General features: G+C 68.2%; 15 protein-coding genes and 1 pseudogene. 9 read left to right on the plus strand and 7 right to left on the minus strand.

All coding sequences use genetic code 11. The features are described from left to right. Positions 1-53 precede the first annotated feature (53 nt). A complete protein-coding gene (locus tag AC07NI_RS12105; protein WP_494619099.1) occupies positions 54-1307 on the plus strand; it encodes a dicarboxylate/amino acid:cation symporter in 1254 nt (417 codons plus the stop codon). A gap of 151 nt (positions 1308-1458) precedes the next feature. After that, a complete protein-coding gene (locus AC07NI_RS12110) occupies positions 1459-1881 on the plus strand; it encodes a DUF6491 family protein (RefSeq protein WP_494619103.1) in 423 nt (140 codons plus the stop codon). Here the strand turns inward: AC07NI_RS12110 and AC07NI_RS12115 are convergent, their stop codons facing one another. Further along, complete coding sequence (locus AC07NI_RS12115) at positions 1882-2754, minus strand: 2-dehydropantoate 2-reductase (RefSeq protein WP_494619106.1); 873 nt, start codon at positions 2752-2754, stop codon at positions 1882-1884. Positions 2755-2898: 144 nt separating this feature from the next. Further along, positions 2899-3936 carry a ribonucleotide-diphosphate reductase subunit beta gene (locus tag AC07NI_RS12120; RefSeq protein ID WP_494619108.1) on the minus strand — a complete coding sequence of 346 codons (1038 nt, stop codon included), beginning with the start codon at positions 3934-3936 and terminating at the stop codon, positions 2899-2901. Positions 3937-4079: 143 nt separating this feature from the next. On the opposite strand from AC07NI_RS12120, the gene AC07NI_RS12125 reads away from it, so the two are divergent. Continuing rightward, on the plus strand, positions 4080-4751 hold the full coding sequence (locus tag AC07NI_RS12125) for a glutathione S-transferase family protein (protein ID WP_494619112.1): 672 nt from the start codon (positions 4080-4082) through the stop codon (positions 4749-4751). 17 nt (positions 4752-4768) lie between these two features. Here the strand turns inward: AC07NI_RS12125 and AC07NI_RS12130 are convergent, their stop codons facing one another. Beyond that, positions 4769-5518, minus strand: a complete 750-nt coding sequence (locus AC07NI_RS12130; RefSeq protein ID WP_494619114.1) for a hypothetical protein — start codon at positions 5516-5518, stop codon at positions 4769-4771. A 201-nt stretch (positions 5519-5719) separates the two neighbouring features. On the opposite strand from AC07NI_RS12130, the gene AC07NI_RS12135 reads away from it, so the two are divergent. Continuing rightward, complete coding sequence (locus AC07NI_RS12135; RefSeq protein WP_494619121.1) at positions 5720-6772, plus strand: AraC family transcriptional regulator; 1053 nt, start codon at positions 5720-5722, stop codon at positions 6770-6772. Positions 6773-6815: 43 nt separating this feature from the next. Next, positions 6816-7520, plus strand: coding sequence for a CPBP family intramembrane glutamic endopeptidase, BDIM_20840 family (locus tag AC07NI_RS12140; protein ID WP_494619125.1), 705 nt, complete (start codon positions 6816-6818; stop codon positions 7518-7520). Between the two features lie 18 nt (positions 7521-7538). On the opposite strand, the gene AC07NI_RS12145 is transcribed toward AC07NI_RS12140, so the two are convergent. After that, entirely contained in the window at positions 7539-8279 is a 741-nt protein-coding gene (locus AC07NI_RS12145) for an SDR family NAD(P)-dependent oxidoreductase (protein ID WP_494619127.1), read from the minus strand. A gap of 80 nt (positions 8280-8359) precedes the next feature. On the opposite strand from AC07NI_RS12145, the gene AC07NI_RS12150 reads away from it, so the two are divergent. From AC07NI_RS12150 to AC07NI_RS12160, 3 genes are all read left to right on the plus strand, one after another. Then, positions 8360-9001 carry a TetR/AcrR family transcriptional regulator gene (locus AC07NI_RS12150; RefSeq protein WP_494619129.1) on the plus strand — a complete coding sequence of 214 codons (642 nt, stop codon included), beginning with the start codon at positions 8360-8362 and terminating at the stop codon, positions 8999-9001. A 44-nt stretch (positions 9002-9045) separates the two neighbouring features. Continuing rightward, positions 9046-9123: a hypothetical protein gene (locus tag AC07NI_RS12155; protein WP_487292010.1), complete on the plus strand. Its 78-nt coding sequence runs from the start codon at positions 9046-9048 to the stop codon at positions 9121-9123. Between the two features lie 98 nt (positions 9124-9221). Next, on the plus strand, positions 9222-10268 hold the full coding sequence (locus tag AC07NI_RS12160; RefSeq protein ID WP_494619132.1) for an aspartate-semialdehyde dehydrogenase: 1047 nt from the start codon (positions 9222-9224) through the stop codon (positions 10266-10268). A 14-nt stretch (positions 10269-10282) separates the two neighbouring features. Here AC07NI_RS12160 and AC07NI_RS12165 read toward each other — a convergent pair. Both AC07NI_RS12165 and AC07NI_RS12170 read right to left on the minus strand, forming a co-directional pair. Further along, positions 10283-10390: pseudogene (locus AC07NI_RS12165) on the minus strand (hypothetical protein); the annotation flags it as partial. After that, on the minus strand, positions 10387-11319 hold the full coding sequence (locus AC07NI_RS12170) for a LysR family transcriptional regulator (protein WP_494619136.1): 933 nt from the start codon (positions 11317-11319) through the stop codon (positions 10387-10389). The pseudogene AC07NI_RS12165 and the gene AC07NI_RS12170, both read right to left, overlap by 4 nt. Positions 11320-11413: 94 nt before the next feature. On the opposite strand from AC07NI_RS12170, the gene AC07NI_RS12175 reads away from it, so the two are divergent. Beyond that, on the plus strand, positions 11414-12580 hold the full coding sequence (locus AC07NI_RS12175) for an MFS transporter (RefSeq protein ID WP_494619141.1): 1167 nt from the start codon (positions 11414-11416) through the stop codon (positions 12578-12580). Here AC07NI_RS12175 and AC07NI_RS12180 read toward each other — a convergent pair. Next, entirely contained in the window at positions 12577-13593 is a 1017-nt protein-coding gene (locus AC07NI_RS12180; RefSeq protein WP_494619147.1) for a cupin-like domain-containing protein, read from the minus strand. The two genes, AC07NI_RS12175 and AC07NI_RS12180, sit on opposite strands and share 4 nt — an antisense overlap. Between the last annotated feature and the right edge of the window lie 119 nt (positions 13594-13712).

Here is a 13712-nt window from a genome sequence, read left to right on the forward strand (position 1 = left end):
AACATGCCGTCGACGTCCGCCAATGACCTTGGTGGGGGGCGCCAGGGGGATTCATGAACAAACGCTTCGCCATTCTGATCGTCGCGGCCATGGTGCTGGGCGTCGCGGTCGGCTGGTTCATCAACCAGACGATGGACCCGACCCAAGCCAAGGCCGCCGCCAGCAGCCTCTCGCTGATCACCGACATCTTCCTGCGCCTGATCAAGATGATCATCGCGCCGCTGGTGCTGACGACCCTGATCGCCGGCATCGCCCACATGGAAGACGCCGCCGCTGTCGGCCGCATCGGCGCCAAGACCATGGCCTGGTTCATCAGCGCCTCGGCGGTCTCGCTGCTGCTGGGCCTGCTGATGGTCCACCTGCTGAACCCGGGCCACGGCCTGAACCTGACCGAGATGCAGGCCTCGGCCGCCCCGGCCGCCACGACGGACGCCTTCACCCTGAAGGGCTTCCTGACCCACCTGGTGCCGGTGTCGATCTTCGACGCCATGGCCAAGAACGAGATCCTGCAGATCGTCGTCTTCGCCCTGTTCGTCGGCACCGCCGTCGCCTCGCTGGACAACAAGGCCCCGCAGGTCCTGGAACTGGCCGAGCAGGCCGCCCAGGTCATGCTGAAGGTCACCAACTTCGTCATGAAGCTGGCCCCGCTGGCGATCTTCGCGGCCCTGGCCTCGACCATCGCCACCCAGGGCGTGTCGATGCTGGCCGTCTACGGCAAGTTCGTTCTGGGCTTCTACGCCACCATGGGCGTGCTCTGGATCCTGCTGTTCCTGGCCGGCGCGCTGGTGCTGGGCAAGCGGGTCATCCCGCTGTTCGGCGTCATCCGCGACCCGGCCCTGCTGGCCTTCTCGACCGCCTCGTCGGAAGCCGCCTATCCGCGCATCCTGGACGGCCTGCCCCGCGTGGGCGTGCGCCGCCGCATCGTCTCGTTCGTCCTGCCGCTGGGCTATTCGTTCAACCTCGACGGCTCGATGCTCTACTGCACCTTCGCCACCATGTTCATCATGCAGGCCCACGGCGTGCACCTGAGCGTCCAGCAGCAGATCTTCATGCTGCTGCTGCTGATGGTGACCTCCAAGGGCATCGCCGGCGTGCCGCGCGCCTCGCTGGTGGTGATCATGGCCACCCTCACCTATTTCGGCCTGCCGGAAGCCTGGATCGCGCTGGTCCTCGGCGTCGACCACCTGCTGGACATGGGCCGCTCGGCCACCAACGTTGTCGGCAACAGCGTCGCCGCCGCCGTGGTCGCCAAGTGGGAAGGCGAGCTGGACGAGGTTCAGCCGGACACCGAGCCCGCCAAGGCCTAGACCCCTTAGCCCACAAGGCTTCGACGAGAGCCCGCCTCCCCCTCGGAGGCGGGCTTTTTCGTGTACAGTTTCAAATGTACAGTAAAAACTTGACAAGGCCCCGGCGAGGTCCAATCTCTTGAGACGAGGGGCTTTTTAGGACGATGACGTCATGAGCAAGATCACCGATATCGCGCGCTCGGCGCTGATCGGGCTCGCCCTCGCCAGCATGGGCGCCTCGGCCGCTTCGGCGGCGCAAGGCGATGCCCCCGCAAAGGCCGTGAAGCCCGCCCGCCAGTGCTTCTACCTGTCCGACTGGCGCGGCTGGACCGCGCCGGACAAGAACACCCTGTACATGAAGGTCCGTGGCCGCGACGTCTATCGCGTCGACCTGGCCTATGGCTCCAGCCAGCTGACCTGGCCGGGCACGCACCTGGTCTCGGTGGTGCGCGGCCCTGACAGCGTCTGCGGTCCGCTAGATCTGGACCTGCGCGTCGGCGACGGCCTGGGCATGCCCATCCCGATCCGCGCCAAGACTATCACCAAGCTGACGCCGGAAGAGATCAAGGCGCTGCCGAAGAAGTACCAGCCGTAACTAGCCGGCGGCCGCGTTCAGCAAGGCCACGATCATGCTGTTGGCCGGCGTGGGGATGCCCCGCGCCGCGCCCCGGCGGACGATGACGCCGTTGCGGGCGTCCAGCTCCATCGGCCGGCCCGCCTGGCGATCGGCCAGCAGCGAGTTGACCATGTCCGGCGGCCCCTGGCGGTAGCCCTCGACGACCTGATCGCCCAACTCGTCGGACAGTGTCGCGCCCTGGGCCCGGCCCACCGCCACGCACTCGGCGACCAGCGCCTTCATCACCGCCGCCGCGCCCGGATCATGGGCCACGCCCGACGGCTTCAGGGTCATGGCGTTGACCGCCCCGGCCGCGTTCAAGGCCAGCTTGCGCCAGGCCACCGAGACGAAATCGTCCGTCGTCGCCACGTCGATCGGCGTGTGGGCGAACAGCGCCGCGAACGCCTCGCCGGCCGCGCCTTCCTCCACCCGGATCCAGCCGTAACGCCGCTGGCGGAAATGCCCCGCCGCCGGCCGCTCGGCCGGGAAGTCGACGATGACGGGCACGAGGTTCTCGTCGGCCACGCGCCCGGCGAAGGCCTCGCGATGCTCGACGCCGTTGCGGATCACCGCCACCCGGGTGCTCGGGCCCACCAGGGCCTGCAGCCACGGCGCCGCAGCCACATCGTCATAGGCCTTGGTCGCCACCAGCACCCAGTCGACCGGCGATAGACCTTCCGGCGACGTCGCGAAGCGCGGCGTAGCGGTCACCTCGCCATCCGGCGTCTCCAGCACCAGCCGCTCGACCGGCGTGCGCACGCAGACCGTCAGGTCCAGGTCCTCCCGCTGCCCCAGCCACGTGGCCAGGGTCCCGCCGATGGCGCCGGGTCCGATCAGGGCGATGGTGGTCATGGGGAGCACTCCGACTGAAATCGCGCCCGTCCTAGACCGCGATCACGACGGGGTCACGCACTTCTCATTCCGTCTCGGGAGGCCAAAACGAAGAAGGGCGGGACCTCGCGGACCCGCCCTGCTCCTACGCCCCGCTTGAAGCGATCACTGCGCCGGCGTCAGGTCCGAGCGTTTCTGCATCATCTCGTCGAAGCTGGTCCAGACGCCGTCCGAACCGTGCCACTGACCCTTGGTCGCGGCCTTCGAGTACTCGGTCGCCCGGGCCTCGAAGAAGTTGGCGTGCTCGACGCCCGACAGCAGCGACTGCAGCCAGGGCAGCGGGTTTTCCTTCACGCCGTACACTTCCGGCAGCTGCAGCTGGCGCAGGCGCCAGTCGGCGATGAAGCGGATATAGGCCTTGATGTCGTCCGGGGTCATGCCCTGGATGTCGCCGGCCTCGAAGGCCAGGTCGATGAAGTTGTCCTCCATCCCGACCACGGTCTTGCAGCAGTCGATGATGTCGTCGGCCACCGACTTGGTCACCGCGCCGGTTTCCTTGTTGAAGGCGTGGTACAGCTTGATGATGCCGTCGCAGTGCAGGCTCTCGTCGCGGATCGACCACGAGACGATCTGGCCCATACCCTTCATCTTGTTGAAGCGCGGGAAGTTCATCAGCATCGCGAACGAGGCGAACAGCTGCAGGCCTTCGGTGAAGCCGCCGAACATCGCCAGGGTGCGGCAGATGTCGGCGTTCGAGTCGACGCCGAACGTCTGCATGTAGTCGTGTTTGGCCTTCATGGCCTCGTATTCCATGAACGCCGAGAACTCGGTCTCGGGCATGCCGATGGTCTCGAGGAGCAGAGCGTAGGCCGCGATATGGATCGTCTCCATGTTCGCGAACGAGGCCAGCATCATCTTCACTTCGGTCGGTTTGAACACCCGGCCGTAGCGCTCCATGTAGTTGTCCTGCACCTCGACGTCGGACTGCGTGAAGAAGCGGAAGATCTGCGTCAGCAGGTTCCGTTCCTTGTCGTTCAGCTTGACGGCCCAGTCCTTGAGGTCCTCGCCCAGCGGCACCTCTTCCGGCATCCAGTGGACCTGCTGCTGCTTCTTCCAGAAGTCGTAGGCCCACGGATAGCGGAACGGCTTGTAGCCGCCCGAGGGGGTCATCAGGCCGGGCAGGATGAGCGAGGAAGCGGACATGGCGAACCCTGGGAGGCTAGAATCGTGGAGGGACGATAAGATGATCCCACCCTACCAAAGCCCTCTCGTTCATCTAGTGGTTCTGATGTCGCAGCCACACAAGATGTTGTGAGCGGCGTGTGGATAAGTCACGGAGCTTGACCATGGAAACCTACCGGATTTTCAGCGCCCTGGGCTCCGGCGGCGTGCCTGTGGAGGCCGCTATGTCCTTGATCGGCCTGCCCTACGAGATCGTCGAGGCCCCGACCTGGGAAGGCGCCGCCGAGCAGGCCAAGGTCGCTGCGGTGAACCCGCTGAAGCAGATCCCGGCCTTGGTCACCCCCGACGGCGAGACGATCACCGAGAGCGCGGCGATCCTGATCTGGCTGGCGGATCGGTTTCCAGAAGCGCGGCTTGGCCCGGCGATTGACGACCCGGCACGCGCCCAGTTCCTGCGCTGGATGACCTTCATCCCGGCCTCGATCTATTCGCTGTTCTGGGTGCGGGATGATCCGTCTCGGCTGGGCGGGGATGACCCGGACGTCGGCGCGCGGATCAAGGCCGCGACGGCCGAGCGCATCCTCGACTGCTGGGCGATGATGGAGAGCCAGATCACGCCGGGACGGTACCTGCTGGGCGACGAGCTGACGGTGCTGGACCTCTACGTCACGGTGGTGAGCCGCTGGGGGCCCCGGCGGGTGCGGTTCTACGAGGCGGCGCCGAGGATGGCGGAGGTTGTCCGGCGGGTGGATGCTGATCCGAGGCTGGCGGACTTCTGGGCCAAGCGCTTCCCGTTCTTCGACGGCTGGGAGCGGCTTGGGCAGCAGATGGGGTGATGGGCAACGGACGCACCTCAGCCCCTCCTCAATTCTGTCAGGGCGTTGGTTGAGGCAGGCGACGATCCGATTGCCCTTTGCTCTGAAAGGGCTTGCTTAGCGTGGCGCATAACCATCACGCCATCCCACAGGCCGACGAAGAAGAGGAAGCCAGACAGCAGCGTGAAATAAAGGGCGAGTCGTTCGAAGACCTTCACGCGCCTGGGCTCAAGCCTGCTGCCCCACAAGAAGAAGGGCGGGATGCCTGAAACGGCTAGCCCTGTGGCGAACCAAGAGAACGGCTCCTTCGCCAGCTCGGCGGCCGCAGCAATGTTGTCTGCCTGAAGCACACCACCGGCAATTGCGAGGAAGGCCGCACCGTTGCCAAGCTGCGGCTGCAACATTAGGCGCCGCAGCCAGTAGTTGGCGTCATCAGCGGCGTCCTTCCTGGCTGCATGCTCCAGGCTAACGCGAACTTCTTCGTCCCGACGACGCTCACCTTCCGCGACCTGCGCATCCCGCCTCGCCTCCGCCTCCTTGGCCAAACGCCGGGAGCGGGTTTCATGGGCGTCTCGTTTCGTGCCCTCGATCTGCTGCCTTAAATCCAGCATCTTCTCGCGCAGTCTCGGAATTCGGGCCTTTGCCGCATCGCGCTGAAAATACTGGATGCCGGGGTCTTTGCTCTCCGAGAATCTGATTTGCCCGTCGTAGATATTTTCAGCTTCTGCGAGCTCGGCCGCCAGCTTAGTAATTAGCTGGTCGAACTCATCACCCTCTTCCGCAGACATCAAGAACCCCCAGCCGCCCCTTCGAACTCCCTTCTTCGCGCGTTCAAACGTTCTTTCAAACAGCGAAGTAGCTCGAACGCTCGTGCCGCTGAGCGGCCCACTTGGCCAACGCTTCGTCCTACCGTTGATGCGAGGATGGCTTCTTTCTCTGGGAGAAGAAGCTCTCCAATAGACACCCGCCCTACATACCAGACGGAGCCCATGGACCTTCACCAGCTGGACGTCGTCGTCCGCGTCGCCGGGGCGACCCTGCTGCTGTTCCTGGCGGCGCTGTTGGCGCGGGAGCCGCGCACGCGGCGGCTGGCGGTGTATTTCGCGCCGATGGCGGTGTGCCTGGCGGGCTTCCTGGCCGGCAACACGCCGGACCCGGCGCTGCGGCTGGGCGGACCGCTAGGGTCGGTCGCAGCGCTGATCGCGGGCTATGCGGCCGTCTACATGTGGTGGTTCTGCCTGGCGTCGTTCGACGAGACCTTCCGACCGCGCGGCGGAGTGCTGGCGGCGGGTCTGGCCTGGATCGCGATCGCCAGCGCCGATCGCGGGCTGCTTGGCCCAGCGGTCGAGGGCAAGGGCCTGTCGTGGCTGCTGATCGCGCTGGGCTTGTCGATGATCGGCTACCTAGCCTGGCGGCTGGTCCGCGACCGCGCCGGCGATCTGGTGGAGGAGAGCCGCCGGGCGCGGGTGCTGGTCGTCGTGCTGCTCGCCGGACAACTGCTGGCCGACTTTCTCGTGGACCTGGTCATGGGACTGGAGTGGGGGCCGCCGGCCTTCACGATCGCCCAGAACGCCGTCTTTCTGGCCTTTACCGCCTGGCTGGCCCTGCGCCTGCTGCCGGTCTCGCCGCCGCGCGCCGCGCCGGCCCCGGCCGCCCTGCCCACCGCCGGTGACGAGGCGCGCCTCGCCGAGCGGCTCCGCATCTTGGTCGAGGTCGAGCGGGCTCCGCTGGAACCCGACCTGACCTTCGCCGACTTCGCCCGCCGCATGGGCGCGCCGGAGAAGACGGTGCGCGGGTTCATCAACCACCGCCTGGGCCACGACCACTTCCGCGCCTTCCTCAACGCCCATCGCGTCGCCGAGGCCCGCCGCCGCCTGGCCGATCCAGCCCATGCCGGCGACAAGCTGATCACCATCGCGCTGGACAGCGGCTTTGCGTCCCTGGCCTCGTTCAACCGCGCCTTCCAGGCCGTCGAGGGCCAGCCGCCCAGCGCTTTCCGGGTTCTGAGAAACGATCCGCCGCCTTCTGAGGAGCCCGCCTGAACCGCCCGCCGTAGACGCCCCTCGTCAACTTCGGAGGGGTTTCATGGACGGACTATTGGGGATCGGCCTGGTGCTGGCGATGCTGCTGGCGGCGGGCGGCGCAGTCGGGCTCGTGGGCAAGGGCGTCTCGCCGCGCTGGCTGCTGGCCGCCGCCGGCCTCGTCCTGCTGAACGACCTGCTGCTGACGCGGTTTTACGGCCGCCTGCCCGACCTGATCCCCGGCCAGTGGAACTGGGAGGGCAAGATCCTGGCCCTGCTGGCCACCCTGGCCGTCGTGTCGCTGCCGGCGATCGGCTGGACCCGCAGCGGCCTGACCTTGCGCCAGAACGACCTGAAGGCCCCGCTGATCGTCGCCGGCCTCTATGGCCTGCTGTTCGTCGGCCTGGCCCTGGCCTTCCCGAACGAGCCCAACACCGCCGAGACCATGGCCTTCCAGCTCTCCATGCCCGGCCTGGAGGAGGAGGCCTTCTATCGTGGCGTCCTGCTGCTGGTCCTGGACCGCGCCTTCACCGGCCGGGTAAGGGTCCTGGGCGTCGACTGGGGCTGGGGCGCTGTGCTGTCGTGCGCCCTGTTCGGCCTCGTCCACGCCTTCGGCGTCTCGCACGGCCAGGTCACGTTCGACCCGCTCTACTTCGCCCTGACCGCCGGCCCGTCGTTCATCGGCGTCTGGGTGCGGCTGCGGACGGGCAGCATCCTGCTGCCGGTGCTGATGCACAATGTCGGCAACGCGGCGTCGCTGTTCCTGTAGCGACGCCGCGCCTTAGCCTTAGGCGTTGATGCCGCCGTCCACCGTGACGATGGAGCCGGTCATGTACTTGGCCCCGGGGCTGGCCAGGAAGGCCACGGCGTGGGCGATGTCGGCGGCCTCGCCATAGCGGCCCAGCGCGGTGTGCACGCGGATGCCCTCGGAATGCTCGCCGTCGGCCGGGTTCATGTCGGTGTCGATCGGACCCGGCTGCACCAAGTTGACGGTGATGTCCTTCGACCCTAGCTCGCGGGCGAGGCCGCGCGTGAAGGCCAGCAGCGCCGACTTGGTCATCGAATAGACCGTCGGGCCGACGAACGGCACGCGTTCGGCCAGGCACGAGCCGATCGAGATGATCCGGCCGCCGGCCTTCAGGTGCGGGATGGCGGCTTGAGCGGCCAGCACCGGCGCGCGGACATTGACGTTCAGCAGCGCGTCGATGTCGGCCAGGGCGATGTCGGCCACGCCGCCGCCCGGCGCGATGCCGGCGTTGTTGACCAGGATGTCCAGCCCGCCCAGCGCCTGGACGGCCTCTTCGACCGAGCGCTTCACGGCCGCCGGATCGGCGCTGTCGGCCTGGATGGCGAAACCGCGCCGGCCGTGGGCCTCGATCTCCTTGACCACCTGCGCCGCCTTGTCCGCCGAGCGCTCGTAGGTGATGGCGACGTCCGCCCCTCTTTCCGCCAGCGCCCGGGCGATGCCCGCGCCGATGCCCCGCGATGCGCCCGTCACCAGGGCGCGCTTGCCTGCCAGATCACTCATCGATCACCTTTATATATCGATCACTACATAAATGGCTATGAGCATTGCGAAGGCCGGTCAAGGGATTTATAGATCGATCGATGCAGAATTCAGACGAGACCAGCCCGCGCGGTCGCGGCCGCCCTCGCGCCTTCGACCGCGAGGCCGCGCTGGACAAGGCCATGCGGCTGTTCTGGCTCAAGGGCTATGAGTCGACGGCGATCTCCGACCTCACGGCCGAGCTGGGCATCGGCGCGCCCAGCCTGTACGCGGCCTTTGGTCCGAAGGAGGCGCTGTATGTCGAGGCGCTGGGTCACTACCGCGTCAACTTCGAGGCCTTCGTCTGGGCCAATTTCAAGGCCGCCGCCACGGCGCGCCAGGCAGTCGAGGCGCTGCTGATGGACTCGGCGGCCGCCCTGACCGGGTCGCTGGTCGAGATGCCGACCGGCTGCATGGTGACGCTCTCGGTGATCGACGGGCAGGTCCACCACGAGCTGGGCGAGCTGGTGCGCTCGGCCCGCGCCGTCACGCTGGAGCGCCTGGAGGCCCGGCTGGTCCGCGCCATCGCCGAGGGCGAGTTGCCCGCCGCGATCGACGTCCGCGCCCTGGCCCGCTTCGCCCAGACGGTCCAGAACGGCATGTCGCTGCTGGCCCGCGACGGCGTCTGCCGCGAGGAACTGGAAGACGTGGCCCGGGTGTCGATGGCGGCCTGGGACGCCCGCGTGGCCCAGGCCGGCGGCTGAGCCGCTCTTTACGAAGGCGAGCTTCGCCGCTAGAAGCGCCCTCGATGCATTTCGCCGCGACCAAAATTATTACCCGCAAAACGACCCGCTTCGGTGGGGCGGCGGGTATGCGCGCGATCTAAGCGGCATCCTCGAACCAGCCCCGCCGAACGGCGCGGGGCGGCTCTCTACCTGAGACCTGACAGCTCCCCGCGCTCCCCACACCAGGAGACGCAGACCCATGAGCTTCAAGTTTTCCCGATCCAATCCGCCGCGCGTCGGCGTCGTCGGCGCCACCGGTCTGGTGGGCGGCATGATGCGCGAGCTGCTGGCCGAGCGGGACTTCCCGCTGGCGCAGCTGCGCCTGTTCGCCTCGGCCCGTTCGGCGGGGACCAAGATCGACTTCAAGGGGACCGAGGTCGTGGTCGAGGACGCCTCGACCGCCGACTTCGCTGGTCTGGACATCGTGTTCTTCTCGGCCGGCGGCAGCACGTCGCGCGAGCTGGCCCCGAAGGCCGCCGCGGCCGGCGCCGTGGTGATCGACAACTCGTCGGCCTGGCGCTCGGACCCGGACGTCCCGCTGGTGGTGGCCGAGGTCAATCCGCACGCGCTGAACAACATCAAGAAGGGCATCGTCGCCAACCCCAACTGCACCACCATGGCCGCCATGCCTGTGCTCAAGCCCCTGCATGACAAGGCGGTCCTGAAGCGCCTGACCGTCAGCACCTACCAGGCCGCCTCGGGCGGCGGGGTCGAGGGCATCCAGGTGCTGTCCGAGCAGCTGCGCGCGGGCGCGGCGGGCGACCTGGACGGCCTGGCGATGTCGCCCGACGCCGCCCCGCTGCCGGACGCCCGCAAGTGGGCCGTGCCGCTGGCCTACAATGTCGTGCCGCTGAACTACGTGGTGGGCGAGGACGGCTACACCGAGGAAGAGCTGAAGCTGCGCGACGAGAGCCGCAAGATCCTCGAGATCCCCGGCCTGCCGGTCAGCGGCACCTGCGTGCGCGTGCCGGTGTTCACCGGCCACTCGCTGTCGATCAACGCCGAGTTCGAGCATCCGCTGTCGGCGGCCGAGGCGACCGCGCTGCTGGCGAGCGCGCCGGGCGTGGTGCTGGAGGAGGTCCCCAACCCGCTGGCGGCGACCGGCCAGGATCCGGTTTTCGTGGGCCGCATCCGTCCGGACCCGACCGTGGCCCATGGGCTGGCGCTGTTCGTCGTGGGGGATAACCTCCGCAAGGGCGCGGCGCTGAACGCGGTGCAGATCGCGGAGGTGATGCTGGGGGCGTAAATCTCCCAATTCTCGTCATCCCGGAAAGCGCGTAGCGCTTGTCCGGGACCCAGGGGTCGGCGCACTGCAGTGGCCCCTGGGTCCCGGCTCTCCGCTTCGCTGCGGCCGGGATGACAAGCTATTTGGTTCCGCGCTCCAGCGGCGGATGATCCACATCCACCTCCGCCACCAGGAAGTCGATGAACGCCCGCACCCGCGCCGGCAACGGCCCGGCGTGCCCGACATAGACCGCGCTGACATCCTCCGCGTCGCCGGGATTGAACGCCTCCAGCACCGGGACCAGCCGGCCCGCCCTGACGTCCTGCGCGATGTGGAAGATCGACAGCCGCGTCAGGCCCTGGCCGGCCAATGCCAGGATCGCCGCGCTCTCGCCGTCGCCGACCGTCACGCGGCCCTGGGCCGGGAACTGAACCGCCTGGCCATCGACCTCAAACGGCCAGGTGTTGATGTGGCGGGCGAAATTGAAGGTGATCAGGTCGTGGCCGGCCAGGTCCTCCGGTCGCTCGGGCGTCCCGCGCCGGGCCAGGTAGTCGGGCGAGGCCACCACCACCATCCGACTGCGGCCCAGCTTCCGGGCCATCAGCTGCGAAGAGCGTAAGGGGCCGATGCGGATCGCCACCTCGGCCCGCTCGTCCATCAGGTCGATGACCTGGTCGGTGATGGTGACGTCCAGCTGCACCTCGGGATGCAGGGCGGTGAATTTCGGGACCAGCGGCAGCAGGTGATGCACGCCGAACGGCACGCTGGAATTGACCCGCAGCCGGCCGCGCGGCACGGCGCAGGCGCTGACCGAACGCTCGGCCTCGTCCAGGTCGGCCAGCACCCGCAGGGCGCGCTCGTGGAAGCTCAGCCCCTCGGCGGTCAGTTGCAGCTTGCGGGTCGAGCGGTTGATCAGCCGCGAGCCCAGGCGGGCCTCCAACCGCGCCACCAGCTTGCTGACCGCCGACGGGGTCATGCTCAGCGCCTTGGCCGCGGCGGTGAAGCCGCCCTGCTCGACGACGCGGACGAAGACCTCCATCTCGCCCGAACGGTTGATCTCGGATCGGGCCATATGTCCTTCGGGGCACAAGTGAAGTTCCGACGCGCAATCTAATTCAACGAACGCCGGGAGGCTATCTGACGGGTCGACATCCACGGAGGCGACCATGCCCCTAGCCCTCTACGCCCTGACGGTCGGCGCCTTCGGTATCGGCGTCACCGAGTTCATCATCATGGGCCTGCTGATGCAGGTCTCCGCCGATCTCGGCGTCTCGATCCCCACCGCCGGCCTGCTGATGACCGGCTACGCCCTGGGCGTCTTCGTCGGCGCGCCGATCCTGACCCTGCTCACCCGCCGCCTGCCCAAGAAGACCACCCTGCTGGTGCTGATGGCGATCTTCACCCTGGGCAATGCGCTCGCCGCCATCGCCCCGACCTACGGGATCCTGATGGCCGCGCGCCTCGTGACCGCCCTGGCCCACGGCACCTTCTTCGGCGTCGGCTCGCTGGTCGCCGTCTCACTGGTGGCGCCCGAGCGCAAGGCCTCGGCGATCTCGATCATGTTCACCGGCCTGACCATCGCCACCCTGCTGGGCGTGCCGTTCGGCGCGTGGCTGGGCCTGTCGTTCGGCTGGCGGATGGCCTTCTGGGCCGTGGCCGGCGTCGGCGCCGTGGCCTTCGTGGTCCTGGCCGCCCTGGTGCCCAGCGCGACGGACAAGGTCGAACCGGCTCCGCTGCGTGAGGAATTCGCCGTCCTGGCCCGTCCGCAGGTGCAGCTGGGCCTGGCGATGACGGTGCTGGGCTTCGGCGGCGTGTTCGCGGTCTTCACCTACATCCAGCCGATCCTGACCCAGCTGGCCGGCTTCTCGCAGGCCGCCGTGTCGCCGATCCTGCTGGTGTTCGGCGCGGGCCTGGTGGCCGGCAACCTCGCTGGCGGCCGCTGGGCCGACAAGAGCCTGAACACGGCTCTGGCCGGCACGTTGATCGCCCTGACCGTGGTGATGCTGGGCTCGGCCTTCGCCTTCCACAGCCAGGTGGGCGCGGTGATCGCCGCCTTCCTGCTGGGCGCGGCCGCCTTCGCCACCGTGGCGCCGTTGCAGATGCGGGTGCTGAGCCAGGCCGGCGGCGCGGGCCAGGGCTTGGCGTCCAGCCTGAACATCGCCGCCTTCAACCTGGGCAACGCCTTCGGGGCCTGGCTGGGCGGAGCGGTGATCGACCACGGCCCGGGCCTGTCGGCCGTGCCCCTGGTCGCCGCCGTGGTGCCGCTGTCGGCCCTGGCGCTGGCCGCCTTCAGCCTGAGCCTGGAGCGCAAGACCAAGCTGGCCGTGGCCTAGTTCTCGTCCAGCGCCTTCTTGAGAAAGGCCGCGAGCTCGGCGTCGGAAGCGGCGCTGGGCTCGTCCTCCAGCACCCCACGGCGGCCCGCCGGGATATGCTCGGCCGGGTCGCCATTGGCGTGGAAGATGTAGTGCTCGAAGAAGGCCCGCCAGGCGTTGCGGCGCTGGGCCGGCAGCCGGCGGACATTGCGCAGGGCGTGGACGAAGGCGTCGAACGGCGAGCCGGCGGGCATGTCGGCGGGGCTCCACCAGTAGTTCACCAGCATGTTCAGCGGCCCGAACGACTGCACGTGATGCCACCACAGGGCCGGGATGTAGATGGCGTCACCCGGCTCCAGCTCGGCCGACTGGGCGCTCTCAAGGGCCTCGGCGAACTTCGGGAAGCGCTCCAGGTCCGGCTCGTCCAGCGACACCAGGCTGATCGGCCGCCCGGCCGGGGTGAAGTCCAGCGGCCCGACATAGAGGTTGCCGACCTGGTCGGGCGGGAACAACGTGAAGCGCCGCTTGCCGCCGACCACCACGGCGATGTTGTCGGACATGTCGTGATGGGTCTGGACGGTCGAGGCGTTGCCGATCCACAGGCGCGGCTGGATGTCCTCGTTCAGCAGGTCCAGCCGGTTGGCCTTCTCGAAGCCCGGCAGCACCGGCGCGATCGGGGTCGAGCCGACATAGATCGACTGCGGATCGGCATGGTCGGCCTGGCGGATGAGTTCGGCCAGGGCCGCCTGCAGCGGCGCGCGGCGGCGCTCGAAATTCATGCCCGCGCCGGTCTCGTCATAGAAGAACCGGCCGGCGATCTCTGGCGGTCCGACCATGGCCTCGACGATCACACCGCGATCAAAGCGGGCGATGTAGTCGGCCAGGGCATGGGACGAGGTCCGCGCCGCCCTCACCGCCGGCCAGTCCCGCGCCACGCCGCGCAGCACGGCGGGCTGATAGAGCGGGGTCAGGTCACGGGCGAAGCGGGCGGCGTCGATCTCGACGATTTCGGTCAGGCGACGCGAGGGGGACATTGAGCAGGCTTCGGAGGGTGAGCCTCGCGACGCTAGGCGCCGAAACCTCCGATTGCGTTGCGGAACATTGCAGGCCTGAAACGAACAGACGGCGCGCTACCCAATCGGCGGGAAGCTGC

This window comes from Caulobacter sp. GW821-FHT10E02, from assembly GCF_059415225.1.

Bases quoted from the DNA above. Each gene is read 5' to 3' on its own strand.
- AC07NI_RS12120 (WP_494619108.1), bottom strand. From the start codon at position 3,936: ATGTCCGCTTCCTCGCTCATCCTGCCCGGCCTGATGACCCCCTCGGGC.
- AC07NI_RS12145 (WP_494619127.1), bottom strand. From the start codon at position 8,279: ATGAGTGATCTGGCAGGCAAGCGCGCCCTGGTGACGGGCGCATCGCGG.
- AC07NI_RS12130 (WP_494619114.1), bottom strand. From the start codon at position 5,518: ATGTCTGCGGAAGAGGGTGATGAGTTCGACCAGCTAATTACTAAGCTG.
- AC07NI_RS12155 (WP_487292010.1), top strand. From the start codon at position 9,046: ATGCATTTCGCCGCGACCAAAATTATTACCCGCAAAACGACCCGCTTC.
- AC07NI_RS12125 (WP_494619112.1), top strand. From the start codon at position 4,080: ATGGAAACCTACCGGATTTTCAGCGCCCTGGGCTCCGGCGGCGTGCCT.
- AC07NI_RS12140 (WP_494619125.1), top strand. From the start codon at position 6,816: ATGGACGGACTATTGGGGATCGGCCTGGTGCTGGCGATGCTGCTGGCG.
- AC07NI_RS12160 (WP_494619132.1), top strand. From the start codon at position 9,222: ATGAGCTTCAAGTTTTCCCGATCCAATCCGCCGCGCGTCGGCGTCGTC.
- AC07NI_RS12180 (WP_494619147.1), bottom strand. From the start codon at position 13,593: ATGTCCCCCTCGCGTCGCCTGACCGAAATCGTCGAGATCGACGCCGCC.
- AC07NI_RS12105 (WP_494619099.1), top strand. From the start codon at position 54: ATGAACAAACGCTTCGCCATTCTGATCGTCGCGGCCATGGTGCTGGGC.
- AC07NI_RS12150 (WP_494619129.1), top strand. From the start codon at position 8,360: ATGCAGAATTCAGACGAGACCAGCCCGCGCGGTCGCGGCCGCCCTCGC.
- AC07NI_RS12175 (WP_494619141.1), top strand. From the start codon at position 11,414: ATGCCCCTAGCCCTCTACGCCCTGACGGTCGGCGCCTTCGGTATCGGC.
- AC07NI_RS12170 (WP_494619136.1), bottom strand. From the start codon at position 11,319: ATGGCCCGATCCGAGATCAACCGTTCGGGCGAGATGGAGGTCTTCGTC.
- AC07NI_RS12135 (WP_494619121.1), top strand. From the start codon at position 5,720: ATGGACCTTCACCAGCTGGACGTCGTCGTCCGCGTCGCCGGGGCGACC.
- AC07NI_RS12115 (WP_494619106.1), bottom strand. From the start codon at position 2,754: ATGACCACCATCGCCCTGATCGGACCCGGCGCCATCGGCGGGACCCTG.
- AC07NI_RS12110 (WP_494619103.1), top strand. From the start codon at position 1,459: ATGAGCAAGATCACCGATATCGCGCGCTCGGCGCTGATCGGGCTCGCC.